Source organism: Candidatus Burkholderia verschuerenii (genome assembly GCF_001189365.1).
GTDB lineage: Bacteria > Pseudomonadota > Gammaproteobacteria > Burkholderiales > Burkholderiaceae > Caballeronia > Caballeronia verschuerenii.
On sequence record NZ_LFJJ01000068.1, the window covers coordinates 1 to 18,717 of the forward strand.

At 61.9% G+C, this 18,717-nt stretch carries 14 protein-coding genes; 8 read left to right on the top strand and 6 right to left on the bottom strand.

Annotated features, from left to right (window positions below):
- Positions 1-181: 181 nt before the first annotated feature.
- The 4 genes from BVER_RS13860 to purN form a co-directional block, all read right to left on the bottom strand.
- Positions 182-1,378 carry a DesA family fatty acid desaturase gene (locus tag BVER_RS13860; protein ID WP_050453811.1) on the bottom strand — a complete coding sequence of 399 codons (1,197 nt, stop codon included), beginning with the start codon at positions 1,376-1,378 and terminating at the stop codon, positions 182-184.
- A 239-nt stretch (positions 1,379-1,617) separates the two neighbouring features.
- Positions 1,618-2,970 carry a mechanosensitive ion channel family protein gene (locus BVER_RS13865; protein ID WP_050453812.1) on the bottom strand — a complete coding sequence of 451 codons (1,353 nt, stop codon included), beginning with the start codon at positions 2,968-2,970 and terminating at the stop codon, positions 1,618-1,620.
- A gap of 6 nt (positions 2,971-2,976) precedes the next feature.
- Complete coding sequence (locus BVER_RS13870) at positions 2,977-4,269, bottom strand: RsmB/NOP family class I SAM-dependent RNA methyltransferase (protein WP_050453813.1); 1,293 nt, start codon at positions 4,267-4,269, stop codon at positions 2,977-2,979.
- Complete coding sequence (gene purN, locus BVER_RS13875) at positions 4,266-4,916, bottom strand: phosphoribosylglycinamide formyltransferase (RefSeq protein WP_050453814.1); 651 nt, start codon at positions 4,914-4,916, stop codon at positions 4,266-4,268. Before purN ends, BVER_RS13870 begins: the two co-directional genes overlap by 4 nt.
- A 139-nt stretch (positions 4,917-5,055) precedes the next feature.
- Between purN and BVER_RS13880 the strand changes: the two genes are divergently transcribed.
- The 7 genes from BVER_RS13880 to BVER_RS13910 all read left to right on the top strand — a co-directional run bounded on the left by BVER_RS13880 (position 5,056) and on the right by BVER_RS13910 (position 14,538).
- On the top strand, positions 5,056-6,051 hold the full coding sequence (locus BVER_RS13880) for a bifunctional riboflavin kinase/FAD synthetase (protein WP_050453815.1): 996 nt from the start codon (positions 5,056-5,058) through the stop codon (positions 6,049-6,051).
- Between the two features lie 105 nt (positions 6,052-6,156).
- A complete protein-coding gene (ileS, locus tag BVER_RS13885) occupies positions 6,157-8,988 on the top strand; it encodes an isoleucine--tRNA ligase (RefSeq protein WP_050453816.1) in 2,832 nt (943 codons plus the stop codon).
- A complete protein-coding gene (gene lspA / locus BVER_RS13890) occupies positions 8,989-9,504 on the top strand; it encodes a signal peptidase II (protein WP_050453817.1) in 516 nt (171 codons plus the stop codon).
- 54 nt (positions 9,505-9,558) lie between these two features.
- Complete coding sequence (gene coaBC / locus BVER_RS13895; RefSeq protein WP_050453818.1) at positions 9,559-10,770, top strand: bifunctional phosphopantothenoylcysteine decarboxylase/phosphopantothenate--cysteine ligase CoaBC; 1,212 nt, start codon at positions 9,559-9,561, stop codon at positions 10,768-10,770.
- Positions 10,767-11,774 carry an LLM class flavin-dependent oxidoreductase gene (locus tag BVER_RS13900; protein WP_050453819.1) on the top strand — a complete coding sequence of 336 codons (1,008 nt, stop codon included), beginning with the start codon at positions 10,767-10,769 and terminating at the stop codon, positions 11,772-11,774. The genes coaBC and BVER_RS13900 overlap by 4 nt, the downstream gene beginning before the upstream one ends.
- A gap of 4 nt (positions 11,775-11,778) precedes the next feature.
- On the top strand, positions 11,779-12,225 hold the full coding sequence (gene dut / locus BVER_RS13905) for a dUTP diphosphatase (RefSeq protein WP_050453820.1): 447 nt from the start codon (positions 11,779-11,781) through the stop codon (positions 12,223-12,225).
- A 447-nt stretch (positions 12,226-12,672) separates the two neighbouring features.
- Positions 12,673-14,538 (top strand): hypothetical protein, encoded by a 1,866-nt coding sequence (locus BVER_RS13910; RefSeq protein WP_232316541.1) that lies wholly within the window; start codon positions 12,673-12,675, stop codon positions 14,536-14,538.
- 672 nt (positions 14,539-15,210) lie between these two features.
- On the opposite strand, the gene clpA is transcribed toward BVER_RS13910, so the two are convergent.
- Positions 15,211-17,514, bottom strand: coding sequence for an ATP-dependent Clp protease ATP-binding subunit ClpA (gene clpA / locus BVER_RS13915; RefSeq protein ID WP_050453821.1), 2,304 nt, complete (start codon positions 17,512-17,514; stop codon positions 15,211-15,213).
- Positions 17,511-17,825: an ATP-dependent Clp protease adapter ClpS gene (gene clpS / locus BVER_RS13920; RefSeq protein WP_050453822.1), complete on the bottom strand. Its 315-nt coding sequence runs from the start codon at positions 17,823-17,825 to the stop codon at positions 17,511-17,513. The genes clpA and clpS overlap by 4 nt, the downstream gene beginning before the upstream one ends.
- A gap of 516 nt (positions 17,826-18,341) precedes the next feature.
- On the opposite strand from clpS, the gene cspD reads away from it, so the two are divergent.
- A complete protein-coding gene (gene cspD, locus BVER_RS13930; protein WP_008351201.1) occupies positions 18,342-18,548 on the top strand; it encodes a cold shock domain-containing protein CspD in 207 nt (68 codons plus the stop codon).
- The last annotated feature ends 169 nt before the right edge of the window (positions 18,549-18,717 follow it).

The window sequence follows — 18,717 nt, forward strand, 5'->3', positions numbered from 1 at the left end:
TTTGCTACACGCTTCCTTCAGACCCCGCCTCACGACGACGCCCTTGCGTTTCACTAGGCCTTCGCCCCATCAGGCTGGACAGGGAACTTGCACCCCCAAGCTGTTGCGCATGCTCGGCGCACAAACAAAACCCCGCCAAAGCGGGGTCTTGTGACGTCATTAAATTTTAACGGATTGCGCGTCAGGCGTAACGTCGCAGACGCAGAGCGAAATCCTGCAGCGCCTTGATGCCGCTCTCTTCCGCGCGATGCACCCAGTCCTGCAACTGCTGCAGCAACTGCTCGCGCGATGCGTTCGAGCGATCCCACATCGACGCCAGATCGTTGCGCAGTTCGATGAAGGTACGCAGGCGCTGGTTGTCCGAGAACAGTTCCGGCAACTGCTTGCGCTGCGGTTCGTTCAGGCCTTCTTCTTCCTTGTGGAACCACTTGCGCGCGCCGCGCATCAACTGATACTTCTCGCCCGCGCCGCCTTCCTTGAGCTTGTCGAGCTCTTGCGCGTAAGCCTGCTTCAGCGCCTTGCCGTAACGCGCCATCACTTCGTAGCGGTTCGACAGCACGGCCTGCAGCGTGTCCTGATCCAGCACGGATTTGCTCGCGGCGAGCTTCGGCGTGGGAGCGACCTTCTTGACCTTCGCGAGACCGACCGCCGACATCATGCGGATATACATCCAGCCGATATCGAACTCGTACCACTTGCTCGACAGCTTGGCCGACGTCGCGTGCGTGTGGTGGTTGTTATGCAGTTCTTCGCCGCCGATCAGAATGCCCAGCGGGAAAATGTTGGTGCTCGCATCCGGCGAATTGAAGTTGCGATAGCCCCAGAAGTGCGCGAGACCGTTGACGACGCCCGCCGCCCAGAACGGAATCCAGATCATCTGCACGGCCCACACCGACAGACCGACGATGCCGAACAGCGCCACGTCGATGACCATCATGATGCTGATGCCGAGAATCGGGTAACGTGTGTAGACGTTGCGTTCCATCCAGTCGTTCGGCGTGCCGTGGCTGAACTTGCGCAGCGTTTCTTCGTTCTTCGCTTCAGCGCGATACAGTTCCGCGCCTTCGAGCAGCACCTTCCAGATGCCGCGCGTCTGCGGGCTATGCGGATCTTCTTCGGTTTCGCATTTGGCGTGATGCTTGCGGTGGATCGCCGCCCACTGGCCGGTCAGCATGCCCGTGGTCGACCACAGCCAGAAACGGAAGAAATGGCTCGCGACCGGATGCAGATCCAGTGCGCGGTGAGCCTGGCAACGGTGCAGGTAGATCGTGACGCCGGCGATCGTGACGTGCGTCATCGCGAGCGTGAAGAGGACGATCTGCCACCAGGAGGCGTTGAGCAATCCGTTGGCGAGAAATTGGAGAGAAGAATTCAGCAAGGCGGTTTACCTGTTTACCTGTGAAATTCGGAAAAAATGGCCGATGAATTTCGACCTTGAGACACTGTTGGGGACCTGAAAGCATCCTTCGAAGTAGGATCGCATTTTACTGCATGCGTTCCAAACCATTGTCGCAAAGGTGAAATTTATTGAATCCTATCAAAACGAAGTATATTTCACGCCACGAACTGATCCGGTTTTATACGCCAAATCGAAAGATTGGACGGTTGAAAACCGGCTCAAGCCGCTGTGGCCGGGCCTTCGCGGGGAATGTCGGCATTAACTACCGAATCCGCGCCACCGCCCACAATCCTTATTTCGCGTTGCGCGTAGGGTATTTCAATGCCGTTTTCGCGGAATAAACGCCACACGCCGCGGTTCACCTGCGACTTTACGCCGCCGGTCCCCTTCGCGGCTTCCTCGATCCAGAAGCTCAGTTCGAGGTTGATGCCGTCCGAACCGAAGCTCGCGAGCAGCGCGGCCGGCGCGGGATCCTGCAACACGCGTTCGACACCCTGAGTGGCTTCGACGAGCAGTTGCATCGCGCGTTCGACGTCGCAGCGATAGCTCACCTGCACACCGATTTTGGCGTTGCCGCGCGTCAGGTATGACGAATGGTTCTGCACCACATCGGTGATCAGCTTTTCGTTCGGAATCAGCGTTTCGATGCCGTCCAGACCGCGCACGACCGTGTAGCGCGTGCGAATCTGCGTCACCGTACCCTGACTGCCGGCCACGTTGATCATGTCGCCGAGCCTGAGCGAGCGGTCCAGCAGGATGATGAAGCCCGACACGTAATTGCTCGCGATCTTCTGCAAGCCGAAGCCCAGCCCGACGCCGAGCGCCCCGCCGAACACGCCGAGCACCGTGATATCGATGCCGACGATCGACAGGCTCACCAGAATCGCCGCCAGAATCATCAGCGCCCGCGCGACGCGCGCCAGCACGACCTTTAGGTTGGCATCGAGCGAACGGGCGCGCATCAGGCGTTCGTCGAGCAGCGCGCCCGCCCACATCGCGACGATCAGCGTCACGCACACCCACAGCACGCCCGAGGCGAGCGAGAGCAGCGTCATGTGCGCGTTGGCGAAGTTGAAACGCACGCTCGCCATCCAGCGCACGACGTCGTCCTGAATGCCCATCACCGTGAGGAGCATGGCGATCCAGACGATCACCGTGACGAGCTTCTCTACCAAATAGAGCAGCGCGCCCGCTTCATGTTCCGAGCCGCCGCGACTAAATACCCGTCGCGCGACGTAAAACATCATATAAATCACGGTGATGCCGCACAACGGCACCAGCGCCAGCCGCAAAAACGCCGTGTGGATGAACGGCGCGAGCGCGAGTTGCGCGATCGTGACGAACACCGTGCCCAACAACGGAAACAGCGCCTTGTTGAGACTTTCCGCGCCGAAGCGCACGGCGTCGAAGCGCGATTCGCGGCGCGCGTCGAGCTTCTTGCGCAGCAGCCGCGCGCACCAGTACGCGACCACCAGCAGGCCGAGCAGGACCGCCACCTGCCAGAGCATTTCCGGCTCGCCGAAATCGCGCGAAATCCGCCGGACGAAATCGCTCAGGTAGCAGTTGTCCATGTCGGCTTATTCAGCGGGTTCCTCGACGGCCTTCGGCTCGCCCGGCACGCGCTCGAGCACGGCGGCGAAGAAACCGTCGGTGCCCTGCTTGTGCGGCCACAGCGACAGGAAATCGCCGGTATCGAGATCGATGCGCTGTTCCGCCAGCACGTCGCGCGCGGACACGACGCGGAAGTTCGGATGCGTCTCCAGAAAGGCCTTCACGACGTCTTCGTTTTCCGCGTCGAGCATCGAGCAGGTCGCGTAGACGAGACGGCCGCCGGTCTTCACCAGCCGCGCGGCGCTCGACAGAATGGCAAGCTGCTTCGGCGTGAGTTCGGCGACCGATTGCGGCGACTGACGCCATTTCAGGTCGGGATTGCGGCGCAGCGTGCCCAGGCCGGAACACGGCGCATCGACGAGCACGCGATCGATCTTGCCCGCCAGACGCTTGATCTTCGCGTCCTGTTCGCTGTCGATCAGCACCGGATTCACGTTCGACAGGCCGCTGCGCGCCAGACGCGGCTTGAGCTTGGCGAGCCGGCGATCGGAGACGTCGAACGCGTAAAGACGGCCGGTCGAGCGCATCATCGCGCCGAGCGCCAGCGTTTTGCCGCCCGCGCCCGCGCAGAAGTCGACGATCATCTCGCCACAGCGCGGGGCCATCAGCGAACACAAAAGCTGGCTGCCTTCGTCCTGCACTTCGATCCAGCCTTCCTGGAACGGCGCGAGGCGCGTCAGCGCGGGCTTGCCGCCCACGCGGATGCCGAACGGCGCGAACGGCATTTCGGCCGCGTCGATGCCCGCTTCGGCCAGCGCCCTCAGCACGGCTTCGCGCGGCGCCTTGATCGGGTTCGCGCGCAGATCGAGCGGCGCGGGATAGTTCAGCGCGGCGGCGAGCTTCGCCAGTTCTTCCGGCTCGAAGCGCTTGCCGAGCGCGTCGTAAATCCATTGCGGCAGATTCGTGCGCACGCGCACCGGCAGGCTCGCCGGATCGATCTTCGAGACCTGCGCGAGCCATTGATACTCGTCGGCGGAAACGTGCGGCTTGAGCGCGGAGAGACCCGCGGTCTGCATCAACCCGAGCAGCGCGAGACGGCGCGCCTGATTGCCGCTACCGCTTTCCGCGAGATGCGAAAACTCCATTTTCCGGCGCAGCACCGCGAACACCGCTTCGGCGATCACGCCGCGCTCGCTATGACCCAGCTTCGGATGCGCGCGGAAAAAGCGGCTCGTGGCGGCATCCGCCGGGCCGGAAAAGCGGAGTACGTCCGCGAGCAAAGTTTCGGTTTGTCCGATCAGAAATCCATGCAGCCTCATGCGCCCTCCCCGGCAACGTCGGCAAAGAGCCATTGCGGCTCGGATGGCGTCAGCGCCACGCGCTCGCCCTCGATAGAAAGTCGCCCTTCGACGAACCAGCGCACCGCGCGCGGATAAATCACGTGCTCGACCGTGAGCACGCGCGCCGCGAGCGCGGCGGCATCGTCGCCGGCTGTGACCGGCACCGCGCCCTGCGCGACGATCGGTCCATGATCCAGCGTCGGCGTGACGAAATGCACCGTCGCGCCGTGCACGCGCACGCCGGCATCCAGCGCCTGCTGATGCGTGCGCAGCCCCGGAAAACATGGCAGCAGCGACGGATGCACGTTCAGCATGCGCCCGGCATAGCGATTCACGAAGCCATCGGTCAGCACGCGCATGAAGCCCGCCAGCACCACCAGATCCGGTTCGAAGCGATCGATTTCGCGCGCGAGCGCGGCATCGAACGCCTCGCGGCCATCGAACGCGCGATGATCGACCACCGCCGTGTCGATGCCGTTCGCCGCCGCGAAATTCAGCCCCGCGGCGTCGGGTTTGTTTGAGATGACCGCGCACACGCGGGCCGGCCAGCCGTCACGCGCGCAGGCGCGCACGACGGCTTCCATGTTGCTCCCGCGTCCGGAGATCAGAATAACGATTTTTTTCATCGCCGGATTTTATCATTTGAAGGCGGCGAAAATCGTGCCAAAGGCCATCGAGACGCCGCGCACGCCCGGCGAATCGTGCGATGCGTTTATAATCTAACGCTTTGCGGCATAAAGCCTTTCCCACCGACCTACGCCTATCGTGAGAGTCTTTCGCGGCCTCCCCAATGCCGAAAGCCGGGCGCCTTGCGCGCTGACCATCGGCAATTTCGACGGTGTCCATCGCGGCCATCAGGCGCTGCTTGCACGCGTGCGCGCCGCCGCCGACGCGCGCGGCCTGCTCGTCTGCGTGATGACCTTCGAGCCGCATCCGCGCGAGTTCTTCAACCCGGCCGGCGCACCGCCGCGTATCGCCATGTTGCGCGACAAGCTCGAGGCGCTGCGCACCAACGGCGTCGATCGCGTGGTGGTCGAGCATTTCAACCAGACGTTCGCGAGCCAGTCGCCGGATACGTTCGTGAAGAACGTCATCGTCGATGGCCTGCATGCGCGCTGGGTCATGGTCGGCGACGACTTCTGCTACGGCGCCAAGCGCGCGGGCAACTTCGATTCGCTGAAGGCCGCCGGCGAGAAATACGGCTTCGAAGTCGAGCAGATGGCGACGGTCGCGCATCCGAACGGCGCGCGCATTTCGTCGTCGTCGGTGCGCTCGTCGCTGGTCGCGGGCGATCTGGACGCGGCGCATGTCGCGCTCGGCCGTCCGTATGTGATCAGCGGCCATGTCGTGCATGGCGCGAAGCTCGGCCGGGATCTCGGTTTTCCCACACTGAATCTGCCGATTCCGCACAAGCGGCCGGCGCTGGCGGGCATTTTCGTCGTGCGCGTGCACGGTCTCGCGGACGAACCGCTGCCCGCCGTCGCGAGCCTCGGCCTGCGTCCGACCGTCGACGATTCCGGCCGCGTGCTGCTCGAAGTCTTCGTGCTCGACTGGCACGGCGACGCATACGGCAAACTCGTGCGCGTCGAATTCCTCAAGAAGCTGCGCGACGAGGAAAAATACGTCGATCTCGAAACGCTCACGCGCGCCATCGCGAACGACGTCGACAACGCCCGCGCCTACTTCGGCCTGCCGCCCGCGAGCAATGCGGGCAGCCGTGCCTCGGGCTTCGCCATTTCGGCGACCGATCGAATTAGGTGAGCGTGCGGCGCGGCTTTCACGAAAGCGCGCGTCGCCCGCTGCCCCGCCCTATCGACACACCGCGCGTCCCGGACGCACGTCTCACCGAATTCACTTGAGTCACCCATGAGCGACAAGAAAGAGAAAGCCTCCTCGAAGTACCCGGTCAACCTGCTCGACACGCCCTTCCCGATGCGCGGCGACTTGCCTAAGCGCGAACCCGCGTGGGTCAAGGAATGGCAGGACAAGGGGATCTACGAGAAGATCCGCGCCGCCTCGAAAGGCCGCAAGAAGTTCATCCTGCACGATGGCCCGCCGTACGCGAACGGCGACATTCACCTCGGCCACGCGGTGAACAAGATTCTGAAGGACATGATCGTCAAGGCGCGCAATCTGGCGGGCTTCGACGCGGTCTATGTGCCTGGCTGGGACTGCCACGGCATGCCGATCGAAATCCAGATCGAAAAGCAGTTCGGCAAGACGCTGCCCGCCATCGAAGTGATGCAGAAGGCGCGCGCCTACGCGAGCGAGCAGATCGAGAAGCAGAAGGTCGGCTTCCGCCGTCTGGGCGTGCTCGGCGATTGGGACAATCCGTACAAGACCATGAACTTCGCGAACGAAGCGGGCGAAATCCGCGCGCTCGGCAAGATCATGGAGAAGGGTTACGTGTATCGCGGTCTAAAGCCGGTGAACTGGTGTTTCGACTGCGGCTCGGCGCTGGCCGAAGCGGAAGTCGAGTACAAGGACAAGACCGATCCGACCATCGACGTGATGTTCGCGTTCGCGGAACCGGAAAAGACCGCGCAGGCGTTCGGCTTGAACGCGCTGCCGAAGCAGGAAGGCGGCATCGTCATCTGGACCACGACGCCGTGGACCATTCCCGCCAACCAGGCGCTGAACGTGCATCCGGAGATCGTCTACGCGCTCGTCGATACGCCGCGCGGCCTGCTGATCCTCGCGCAGGAACGCGTCGAGGAATGCCTGAAGAACTACGGCCTGACGGGCGAAGTCATCGCGACGACGACCGGCGAAAAGCTTGCCAACGTGCGCTTCCATCATCCGCTGGCGTCGGCGCATCCGGGTTACAAGCGCACCGCACCGGTTTATCTCGGCGATTACGTGACGACCGAAAGCGGCACGGGCATCGTGCACTCGTCGCCGGCGTATGGCGTGGAAGACTTCGTGTCGTGCAAGGCGCACGGCATGTCGGACTCGGACATCATCAATCCGGTGATGGGCGATGGCCGCTATATCGAATCGCTGCCGCTGTTCGGCGAACTGTCGATCTGGAAGGCGAATCCGCAGATCGTCGAAGCGCTGGAAAGCGCGGGTTCGCTGCTCAAGACCGAGCACTACAAACACAGCTACATGCACTGCTGGCGTCACAAGACGCCGATCATCTATCGCGCGACCTCGCAATGGTTCGCGGGCATGGATCTGACGCCGAAAGACGGCGGCAAGACGCTGCGCGAAACCGCGCTCGAAGGCGTCGAGAACACGGCGTTCTATCCGTCGTGGGGCAAGCAGCGTCTGTACAGCATGATCGCGAATCGGCCGGACTGGACGCTGTCGCGTCAGCGTCAGTGGGGCGTGCCGATAGCGTTCTTCGTCCATAAGGAAACGGGCGAACTGCATCCGCGTACGCCGGAATTGCTCGAAGAAGTGGCGAAGCGTGTCGAGGAAGGCGGCATCGAAACGTGGCAGAAACTCGATCCGCGCGAGCTGATCGGCGACGACGCCAACATGTACGAAAAGAACCGCGACACGCTCGACGTGTGGTTCGATTCCGGCACGACGCACTGGCACGTGCTGCGCGGCTCGCACAAGGATTCGCTGCAATTCCCGGCCGATCTGTATCTGGAAGGCTCGGACCAACATCGCGGCTGGTTCCATTCGTCGCTGCTGACCGCATCGATGCTCGACGGCCGCGCGCCTTACGACGCGCTGCTGACGCACGGCTTCACCGTCGATGGCGAAGGCCGCAAGATGTCGAAGTCGCTCGGCAACGGCGTCGATCCGCACGAGGTGTCGAACCGGCTGGGCGCGGAAATCATCCGCTTGTGGATCGCCTCGACGGATTATTCGGGCGAGCTCGCGATCTCGGAAGAAATTCTCAAGCGCGTGACGGAAACGTATCGCCGGATTCGCAATACGCTGCGCTTCCTGCTCGCGAATCTGTCGGACTTCGACTTCGAGAAGAACGCGCTGCCGGTTTCCGAGTGGCTCGAAATCGATCGTTACGCGATCGCGCTCACGCGCAATCTGCAGGACGACGCGCTCGCGCACTACGAGAAGTACGAGTTCCATCCGGTGGTCGCGAAGATCGCGACGTTCTGCTCGGAAGATCTCGGTGGCTTCTATCTCGACGTGCTGAAGGATCGCCTATACACGACTCAGGCCGATTCGCGCGAGCGCCGCAGCGCGCAGACCGCGCTGTTCCATATCGCGCATGGTTTGCTGCGTCTGGTCGCGCCGTATCTGTCGTTCACGGCGGAAGAAGCGTACAAGGTGCTCAAGCCCGGTCAGGACACGATCTTCACCGAGGTCTACGCGCAGTATCCGGACATCGCGAACGGCGGCGAGTTGCTCGACAAGTGGACGCTGATCCGCAACGCACGCAGCGATGTGACGAAGGCGCTGGAAGAAGCGCGCACGGCGAATCAGATCGGCTCGTCCTTGCAGGCGGAAGTCGTGGTGCGCGCAAGCGGCGCGCGTTACGACGCGCTGACTTCGCTCGACGATGCGCTGCGCTTCGTGCTGATCACGTCGCGGGCGTTGGTCGAGAAAGTCGCGAGCGAAGCGGAAGAAGGCGTCGATGTCACGGCATCGAGCTATCTGAAGTGCGAGCGCTGCTGGCATTATTGCGCGGACGTCGGCTCGCACGCCGATCATCCGGGACTGTGCGGCCGCTGCTTCTCCAACCTGTTCGGCGCCGGCGAAACGCGAGGCGCAGCTTAAATGGCTCGATCGATGGCGAAACAAACTACCAGCAAGACAGGCGGCGGCTCGCTCGCGCCGTGGATCGGCGTCGCGCTGATCGTGATCCTGTTCGATCAGTTGACGAAGATCGCGGTGCAGAAGGTCTTCGCCTACGGCGAGCCGCATCCGCTCACGCCCTTCTTCAACCTGATCCTCGTCTACAACAAGGGCGCGGCGTTCAGCTTCCTCGCGATGGCGGGCGGCTGGCAGCGCTGGGCGTTCACGGCGCTGGGCGTGGTCGCGGCCGTCGTGATTTGCTATCTGCTCAAGAAACATTCCGGGCAGCGGCTGTTCTGCACGGCGCTGGCGCTCATCATGGGCGGCGCGATCGGCAATGTCATCGACCGGTTGATGTACGGCCATGTGATCGACTTTCTCGATTTCCACCTGAATGCGTGGCACTTTCCGGCATTCAATATCGCCGATAGCGGGATTACGGTCGGCGCGGTGTTGCTTATCCTCGACGAATTGCGGCGCGTGCGGGGTTCGCGGTGATAACGCGGCGCGGCTCCCCAAACGGAGCCGCGTTTTTCATTCGACGGAGGCACTTTGGAACTCGCTGGTAAGCATCTCGTTCTCGGGCTGACGGGCGGCATCGCCTGCTACAAGATCGCCGAACTCACGCGGCTGCTGATCAAGGGCGGCGCGACCGTGCAGATCGTGATGACCGAAGCGGCCACGCAATTCATCACGCCCGTCACGATGCAGGCGCTGTCCGGCCGTCCGGTGTATGTGTCGCAGTGGGATGCACGCATGCCGAACAACATGCCGCATATCGATTTGTCGCGCGAGGCGGATACCATCGTCATCGCGCCCGCTTCCACCGATTTCATGGCGAAGCTCGCGCATGGCAGGTGCGACGATCTGCTGTCGACGCTGTGTATCGCGCGCGATTGTCCGCTGCTCGTCGTGCCCGCGATGAATCGCCAGATGTGGCAAAACCCGGCGACGCAGCGCAACGTCACGCAATTGCGCGCGGACGGCGTGGAAGTGCTCGGTCCGGATTCCGGTTCGCAGGCGTGCGGCGAAGTCGGCGATGGCCGCATGATCGAGCCCGAAGCCGCGTTCGAGGCGATCTGCGCGTTCTTCCAGCCGAAGATTCTGCGCGGCCAGCGCGTGCTGATTACCGCGGGCCCGACCTTCGAATCGCTCGATCCGGTGCGCGGCATCACCAATCGATCGTCGGGGAAAATGGGCTTTGCGCTGGCGCGCGCGGCGGCGCAGGCGGGCGCGGATGTGCATCTCGTCGCCGGTCCCGTTGCGCTGGAAACGCCTTGGGGCGTGTATCGCGAAGACGTGCAAACCGCGCGGCAGATGCACGACGCCGTCATGCAAGCCACGCCCGACACGGACATTTTCATCGCGGTGGCGGCGGTCGCGGACTGGCGCGTCGATCACGCGAGCGAGCACAAGATCAAGAAGACCGGCGACGGTTCGTTGCCGACCTTCAGCTTCGTCGAAAATCCCGACATTCTCGCGACGGTCGCGAAGTTGCCGAATCCGCCCTACTGCGTCGGCTTCGCCGCGGAAAGCGGCGATCTCGACGTGCATGGCAAAGAGAAGCGCAAACGCAAGAATGTGCCGCTGCTGATCGGCAATCTCGGCCCGCTGACTTTCGGACGCGACGATAACGAAGTCGTGCTGTTCGAAGCCTCGGGCGCGACGCCCGTGCCGCGCGCCGACAAGCGCGATCTCGCCCGCACGCTGATCGCGGAAATCGCCAAACGCGCGCCGAAAACCGGCGGGGCGCTGCTGTCATGACCAAGCTTTCCGTTCTCGATCAGACGCCCGTCATTCAGGGCCACTCGACGGCCGACGCCATCGCCGCGACGCTCGACCTCGCGCAACTCGCCGACGATCTCGGCTACACGCGTTACTGGTGCGCGGAGCATCACGGCTTGTACGGCGTGTCGAATCCGTGTCCCGAAGTGATGCTCGCGCGCATCGGCAGTCTGACCAAGCGGATTCGCATCGGCTCGGGCGGCGTGATGCTGCCGTACTACTCGCCTTTCAAGGTCGCCGAACAGTTTCTGATGCTCGAGGCGCTGTTCCCGAATCGCGTCGATCTCGGCGTCGGACGCGCGCCTGGCGGCGATATGCGCACGGCGCAAGCGGTCGCGGCGGGTTCGTACAATCGCGGCAATGTGTTTCCGCAACAGGTCGCGGAACTGATCGCGCTGTTCGACGGCAAGCTTCCCGACGATTCCCTCGCGCGCGGCGTGCTGCTGCAACCGCAGATCGACACGCGTCCGCAACTGTGGATGCTCGGCTCCAGCGACTTCGGCGGTTTGCTCGCGGCGCAACTCGGCATTCGCTTCGCGTTCGCGCATTTCATCAACGCGCAGGTCGGGCATCTGGTGGCGGAGGCGTATCGCGAGCGCTTTACGGCCGGTCACGAAGCCAAGCCTTATCTCGCGGCTGCGATTTTCGTGATCTGCGCCGATACCGATGAAGAAGCGCAAGCGCTGGAAAAAGCTGTCGATCTGCGTCGCGTGCAAATGGCGTATGGATTGAATCAGCCGATTCCATCCATCGAGCAAGGCGCCGCGCAGCAGTACGGCGAGCGCGAACGCGCGGTGATCGCGCATGAGAAGGCGCGCAGCATCATCGGTACGCCGGAGCGCGTGGTCGAGCAGATGCAGATTCTCCAGCAACGCTTCGCCGCCGATGAACTCATCGTGCTGACAGTCGCCGGCAGCTACGCCGCGCGCACGCGTTCCTATCAACTTCTGGCCGAAGCCTTCGAACTCGGCCGCCACGCCTAAATCAATGAAACTCGACGTCAAGATTCTCGACGCACGCATGCGCGAATTCCTGCCCGCCTACGCCACGCCCGGCAGCGCGGGCCTCGATCTGCGCGCCTGCCTCGATACGCCGATGATCATCGAGCCGGGTCAGACCGTGCTCGTGCCGACCGGCCTCGCGATCCATCTGGCCGATCCAGGCTATGCCGCGATGATTCTGCCGCGTTCGGGACTCGGCCATAAGCACGGCATCGTGCTGGGCAATCTCGTCGGTTTGATCGACTCGGATTATCAAGGCCAGTTGATGGTGTCGACGTGGAATCGCGACGATACGGCATTCACGCTCAATCCGATGGAACGTCTCGCGCAAATGGTCATCGTGCCGGTTGTGCAGGCGCAATTCAATATTGTCGACGATTTCGATGCGAGCGAACGCGGCGCGGGCGGGTTCGGCAGCACGGGCAAGCATTAACGCGAAACGAATCGCGGTATTAAACGGTGCGTCGTAACGACGGTTAAAAGACACACCGTTTTAAACCATAATTAAATTAATTTCATATAAATCGACGGTTTTCTCAAAGCCGTCTGATCGAATTTCGCGTTATCCGAAAATAAGCTCGGAATTTAATTGCCCGCGATTTTCCTTCATATACTGGCCTCGTGACATGCCGGCTCATCGCTCCAAACAAACGGGCAATCCGGCATTCACACGCAGCCGTTCGATATAACGGCGTTCCGCAATCACCTTTCTTATGCCCTCGGTACGGCAGGATGCTTCATCGTCTTTTTATTTCGCGATCCTAATCTGATCGATATTTGACGCGGGATAAGAAGACGGCATATGTAATTCGGCTGGTCATTTTGTTTCGCCAATAGTTTCAATCCGGCGAATTAATCTCGATTTCACGTTGGAGGATTTATGCAAATCATTTACGACGCAACGCTCGCATCCGGCGCGACGGAGTATTACGGCCAGATCGTCGTTTCCAATCTTCGTTACGACGACGGCAGCACGGTTCAGGTCAATTCCTATCTGGCCATGACCTTCGATTCGCCCGCGCCGATCGACCCGAATGGCGTCTACATGCAGTTCGTTTCCTGGATCGATTCGACGGTCACCGTGGATAACGTGGCCATCGACACCGACCTGTATTCCGTCTCGGTGACGATCGCCTTCGGCACGCCGCACGCGATGGTCGCCGGCGACACGATCAACATCGGCGTGCCCAGCAACCTGATGGTGGATACCGACAGCTACCTGAACTCGTTCGTGTTCGCGGCGGACCAGTCGCCGAACGTGAACGGCACGGTGACCGTCAATTGCGCCGCGTCGCCCGATGCGGCCTTGACGGGCATCGCGCCGGTCGTCACGTTCGTGCGCGGCTCGCAACGCACGCCGGTCACGCTGACCTACGGCGGCGCGACGTCGGTCACGCTTCAGCAAGGCGACTACACGATCGAAGGCGACAGCGTCGAGACGAGCGATCTCACCGTCGTCGCGCCGCTGACGATTTCGCCCAACGCGCTGTCCGTGTCGACCGGCTCGAGCGCGACGGTGAACGTATCGTTCGGCGCGGTTGAGCGCACGGCGGCGCTCGATATCCAGATCGACGCGTTGACCGGCCTCGGCACGGAAACGCTCGCCGTCACGGTGATCGATCGCGCGAGCGGCGCGACGCTGGCCGCCTTCGACGCCGCGCCCGGCACGACGACGCAACTGCGCCAGTTGCCGGCATCGGGCACGGCGCAGATCGCCATCGATCATATTCTGCTGAACGACATCGACTATTCGTTCAGCGTGCCCGATGTCACGCTCGCGAATTCGCTGCAAACCGTGCACATCACGAACAGTCAGGTGGTCAAGAGCCCGTACGACACGACCGGCTTCGTGCAAGTGCCGATCAACGTGACGACCGAAGCGACCTTGCCGATGCAGTTCACCGTGCGCCTCACCGGCGACACGATGAACTACACGCAGACGCTCGACGTCGAGACCTACAAGACCGCGTTCGGCGTGCTGGTCAAGCCGGGCACGTACGCGGTGTCGACGAACTCGCTGCTATCGGGCGGCATCGTGTACGCGGTCGATGTGCCGGACCAGTTGACGGTCGGCGGTAGCACGAGCAGTTCGCTGAACGTGTCGATCGAGGCATCGGCGAATCTCAATGTAAAGGGCTTCCCGGCGTTTCTGTCGTTCGGCTCGATCACCAATCTCGTGCCCGACAACGCCGCCGATCTCGCCGCCGCGCGCGTTGATGGATCTGTTGCGCACGGTCGAAGGCTTGCTGCCCGGACAAGCGGTCTTGCCGATTCCGATCTCGTACACTTGCAATCTCTCGCTGGGCGGCACGACCGACATCCTCGCCGATGCCGACGCGCATATGTACAGCTTCGGCAACTACATCCTGGCGCTGCAGATCGCCAACGAATATATCGATGCGGGACATCCGGTGCCGGCGGGGTTCATCGTCAATCCGGACTTTCTGGGTTCGGTGCAGCAGGCGAATTTCGCGCCGACCTACGCGATGCCGGTGCGCGCGCCGCTGCAAAGCGCGCTCGACTACCGGCAGATCGTCGCGACGATTCCCGCGAGCATCACCGAGGACATCAAGGGCTACGTCGCGGCGGTCAACTGGCTGACGCGCACCGTTGCGCCGGACGTGAGCTTCGGCTGGCAGATCAATCTGTGGGGCATGGGTTATTCCGAGTGGATCTACGACGACACCGATCCCGTGACCGAGGCGCAGGCGACGGCGGATTACATCGAAACCCTCGCGGTCTATAGCGGCGACTACAAGCCGGACTTTCTCGCCATCGACCGATACGAAGCCGACGACTTCACCCAGCGCGGCTACACCAACGGCTACTGCTACGGTCCGCGCGAATGGGCGCGCTACTTCGATTTCTGCGAAGGCGTGAGCCGCGCGCTCAAGCTGCCGGTGATGCCGTGGCAGATTCCTGCGAGCCGCACGCCGAACACGGCCGATCAGGTCAACCCGGGCTTCGACAGCCAGCACTGGGGCACCGGCGGCAGCTGCATTCTGGGCGATCCGCAAATCGGTTCGGACTACCACCATGTCAATCCGACGATCCTCGCGCTCCAGTTCAACCCGGCCTTCCCGATGATGGGCGCCACCGCCGAAGACATGTTCATCCGCTCCGAGCCGTTCGATATCTCCGCTCCGATGTACACCGACTTCCCGCAGCGCGGCATCTTCGCCGTGTTGCTGGGCGGCGGATCGACGACGGGCCTGGTGTCGTCGATCGGCAATCCCGAATCGTGGCCGCGCGACAAGACCGCCGCGTATATGAACGATCCGATTCCGTTCGACGACTCCGGCAGTCGACGGCGCAAGTAAGGCACGCATGATTCCTCGCGATCGATACGCGAGGAACCGGCAAACAAAAACGGCGCGAACTTTCGTTCGCGCCGTTTTTCGTCAGCTAAACCGCTGAATCAGTCGACCTCGATGGTCTCCGGATTCGGACTGCGCGGCGGCGACGGGTTCTCGTCGAAGGTGATCTGCACCTTGTCGTCCGCATCCACGTCGATGTTGACGCGACCGCCGTTGGTCAGCTTGCCGAACAGCAGCTCGTCGGCCAGCGCACGACGGATCGTGTCCTGGATCAGACGCTGCATCGGACGCGCGCCCATCAGCGGATCGAAACCGTGCTTGGCGAGATGCTTGCGCAGCGCGTCGCTGAACACCGCATCGACCTTCTTCTCGTGCAGCTGATCTTCCAGTTGCATGAGGAACTTGTCGACCACGCGCAGGATGATTTCCTCGTCCAGCGAACGGAAGCTGATGATCGAATCCAGACGGTTGCGGAATTCCGGCGTGAACATGCGCTTGATGTCGGCCATTTCATCGCCCGACTCGCGACGCGACGTGAAGCCGATCACCGCCTTGCCCATCGCCTCGGCGCCCGCGTTCGTCGTCATGATGATGATGACATTGCGGAAGTCCGCCTTGCGTCCGTTGTTATCCGTCAGCGTGCCGTGGTCCATCACCTGCAGCAGCACGTTGTAGATATCCGGATGCGCCTTCTCGATTTCGTCCAGCAGCAGCACGCAATGCGGCTTCTTCGTCACGGCTTCCGTCAGCAGACCGCCCTGATCGAAACCGACATAGCCCGGCGGCGCGCCGATCAGACGGCTGACCGCGTGACGCTCCATGTATTCCGACATGTCGAAGCGCAGCAGTTCGATGCCCAGCGTGAACGCCAGTTGCTTCGCGACTTCGGTCTTGCCGACGCCGGTCGGGCCGGAGAACAGGAACGCGCCGATCGGCTTGTCCGTCTTGCCGAGGCCCGCGCGCGCCATCTTGATCGATGCCGACAGCGCGTCGATGGCCGGATCCTGCCCGAACACCACCGCCTTCAGATCGCGATCGAGCGTCTGGAGCTTGCTGCGGTCGTCCTGCGACACGCTCTGCGCCGGCACGCGCGCGATCTTTGAGATGATCTCTTCGATCTCGCTCTTGCCGATGGTCTTCTTCTGCTTCGACTTCGGCAGAATGCGTTGCGCCGCGCCCGCCTCGTCGATCACGTCGATGGCCTTGTCCGGCAGATGACGGTCGGTGATGAAGCGTGCCGACAGTTCAGCCGCCGCCGACAGCGCGCCCGACGAATACTTCACGCCGTGGTGATCCTCGAAGCGCGACTTCAGGCCACGCAGGATCGCGACGGTCTGCTCGACCGACGGCTCGGTGACATCGACCTTCTGGAAACGACGCGACAGCGCCGCGTCCTTTTCGAAGATGCCGCGATATTCCGTGAACGTGGTCGCGCCGATGCACTTCAACTGACCCGACGACAACGCCGGCTTCAGCAGATTCGATGCATCGAGCGTACCGCCCGAGGCCGCGCCCGCGCCGATCAGCGTATGAATCTCGTCGATGAACAGAATGGCGTGCGGACGCTCTTTCAGTTCCTTGAGCACCGTCTTCAGACGCTGTTCGAAGTCACCGCGATACTTCGTTCCCGCGAGCAGTGCGCCCATATCGAGCGAATACACTTGCGCGTCGGCGAGGATGTCCGGCACTTCGCCGCGCGTGACGCGCCACGCCAGACCTTCGGCGATCGCGGTCTTGCCGACGCCGGCTTCACCGACGAGCAGCGGATTGTTCTTGCGGCGGCGGCACAGCACCTGCACCACGCGCTCGACTTCCAGTTCGCGGCCGATCAGCGGATCGATCTTGCCGTCCTTGGCGAGCTGGTTGAGATTCTGCGTGAACTGCGCGAGCGGCGTTTCCTTCTGCGCGGCGGCGTCTTCGGACTCCGGATTGGCTTCGCTGTTCGCCTTGGCCGCTTCGCCGTTGCTCGTCTTCGCGATACCGTGCGAAATGAAATTCACGACATCCAGACGCGTCACGCCCTGCTGTTGCAGGTAATACACCGCGTGCGAATCCTTCTCGCCGAAGATGGCGACCAGCACGTTCGCGCCGGTCACTTCCTTCTTGCCGTTCGAGGTCGATTGGACATGCATGATCGCGCGCTGGATCACGCGTTGGAAACCCAGCGTCGGCTGCGTGTCGACATCGTCCGTGCCGGGCACGGTCGGCGTGTTGTCATGAATGAAATTGCGCAGGTTCTGACGCAAATCTTCAATATTGGCTGCGCAGGCGCGTAGCACTTCGGCCGCGGTCGGATTGTCCAACAGAGCGAGCAAAAGGTGCTCGACCGTGATGAACTCGTGCCGCGCCTGACGTGCTTCCATAAACGCCATGTGCAGACTGACTTCCAGTTCCTGGGCAATCATGCTTCCTCCATCACGCACTGCAGCGGATGCCCCGCTTGCCGTGCATGGCTAACGACTTGCTCAACTTTGGTCGACGCGATGTCTCGCGTGTAGACCCCACAAACTCCCCTGCCTTCGCGATGAACCTTCAGCATGATCTGCGTCGCAGTCTCACGATCCTTATTGAAGTATTCCTGCACGACCATCACGACGAATTCCATCGGCGTGAAGTCGTCATTCAGCAGCACCACCTTGTACATGGCCGGCTGCTTGAGCTTCTGCTCTTGCCGCTCCAGTACCGTGCCATCCTGCTTGTTGGGATTAATCGCCATACACCCATTCTAAACAACACGGACGCACTCGCAATCGCCGCTCCAGCCACCGACCGTCCGATCGGAATATATTGCCGAAAAGCGCACTGTTGCGGGTGCCGCCCACCGGATTCCGCCGCCGCCTGAAAATCGGCGCGGCACGTTTGCACCTCGTCGAATCCAGTATCGCACAGCTTCAAAAAAAACAAGCGGAAGCCCTGACGCCATCTCTCCAGTACCACACAAGTGAGTCGATTATGCGACTTTTCAAGATGCCTTGCTTGGGCGGGAACGCACACGCTAAGGAGGAGTTACCATACAAATGCGACCGATACAACGAGCTTATCGGCCATCTCAAAATTTCCTTGACACCTGATTTAAGAGATTTAACAATCAAATTGGCACTTTTTTCCGGGAGCCTCCGGGCAAAGGATGCCGTGGTGAGTGTGTGAGGAGGGGACGGTCACAATGTGGGGTGGCCGTTGGGCTTTTCGAGCGTGCTCTGGTTGCGACGAGAGAGTTAGAGGGGAAGTACGAATGTCTACTGGTACGGTCAAGTGGTTCAACGACGCGAAAGGCTACGGATTCATCACGCCCGACGAAGGCGGTGAGGATCTGTTTGCACATTTCTCGGCAATTCAAATGAATGGTTTCAAGACGCTGAAGGAAGGCCAGAAGGTTTCCTTCGAAATCGTCCAGGGACCGAAGGGCAAGCAAGCATCGAACATCCAGGACGCGGCCTGACCGTTCGAACGCAGTTAGCCTACTGAGCCCGGCCATTTGCGCCGGGATTTTTTATTTCAGGATGGCTCTCGCATCGACATTCGCCTGACTACGCTACAGCCCGATGCAGCAGGTTTATCAAGGGCTTGAGCCAGTTCAGCATATGCCGGTGCTTTACGAAACTCGACCC

Bases quoted from the DNA above. Each gene is read 5' to 3' on its own strand.
- BVER_RS13865 (WP_050453812.1), bottom strand. From the start codon at position 2,970: ATGGACAACTGCTACCTGAGCGATTTCGTCCGGCGGATTTCGCGCGAT.
- BVER_RS13870 (WP_050453813.1), bottom strand. From the start codon at position 4,269: ATGAGGCTGCATGGATTTCTGATCGGACAAACCGAAACTTTGCTCGCG.
- purN (WP_050453814.1), bottom strand. From the start codon at position 4,916: ATGAAAAAAATCGTTATTCTGATCTCCGGACGCGGGAGCAACATGGAA.
- ileS (WP_050453816.1), top strand. From the start codon at position 6,157: ATGAGCGACAAGAAAGAGAAAGCCTCCTCGAAGTACCCGGTCAACCTG.
- lspA (WP_050453817.1), top strand. From the start codon at position 8,989: ATGGCTCGATCGATGGCGAAACAAACTACCAGCAAGACAGGCGGCGGC.
- BVER_RS13900 (WP_050453819.1), top strand. From the start codon at position 10,767: ATGACCAAGCTTTCCGTTCTCGATCAGACGCCCGTCATTCAGGGCCAC.
- dut (WP_050453820.1), top strand. From the start codon at position 11,779: ATGAAACTCGACGTCAAGATTCTCGACGCACGCATGCGCGAATTCCTG.
- BVER_RS13910 (WP_232316541.1), top strand. From the start codon at position 12,673: ATGCAAATCATTTACGACGCAACGCTCGCATCCGGCGCGACGGAGTAT.
- clpA (WP_050453821.1), bottom strand. From the start codon at position 17,514: ATGATTGCCCAGGAACTGGAAGTCAGTCTGCACATGGCGTTTATGGAA.
- clpS (WP_050453822.1), bottom strand. From the start codon at position 17,825: ATGGCGATTAATCCCAACAAGCAGGATGGCACGGTACTGGAGCGGCAA.
- cspD (WP_008351201.1), top strand. From the start codon at position 18,342: ATGTCTACTGGTACGGTCAAGTGGTTCAACGACGCGAAAGGCTACGGA.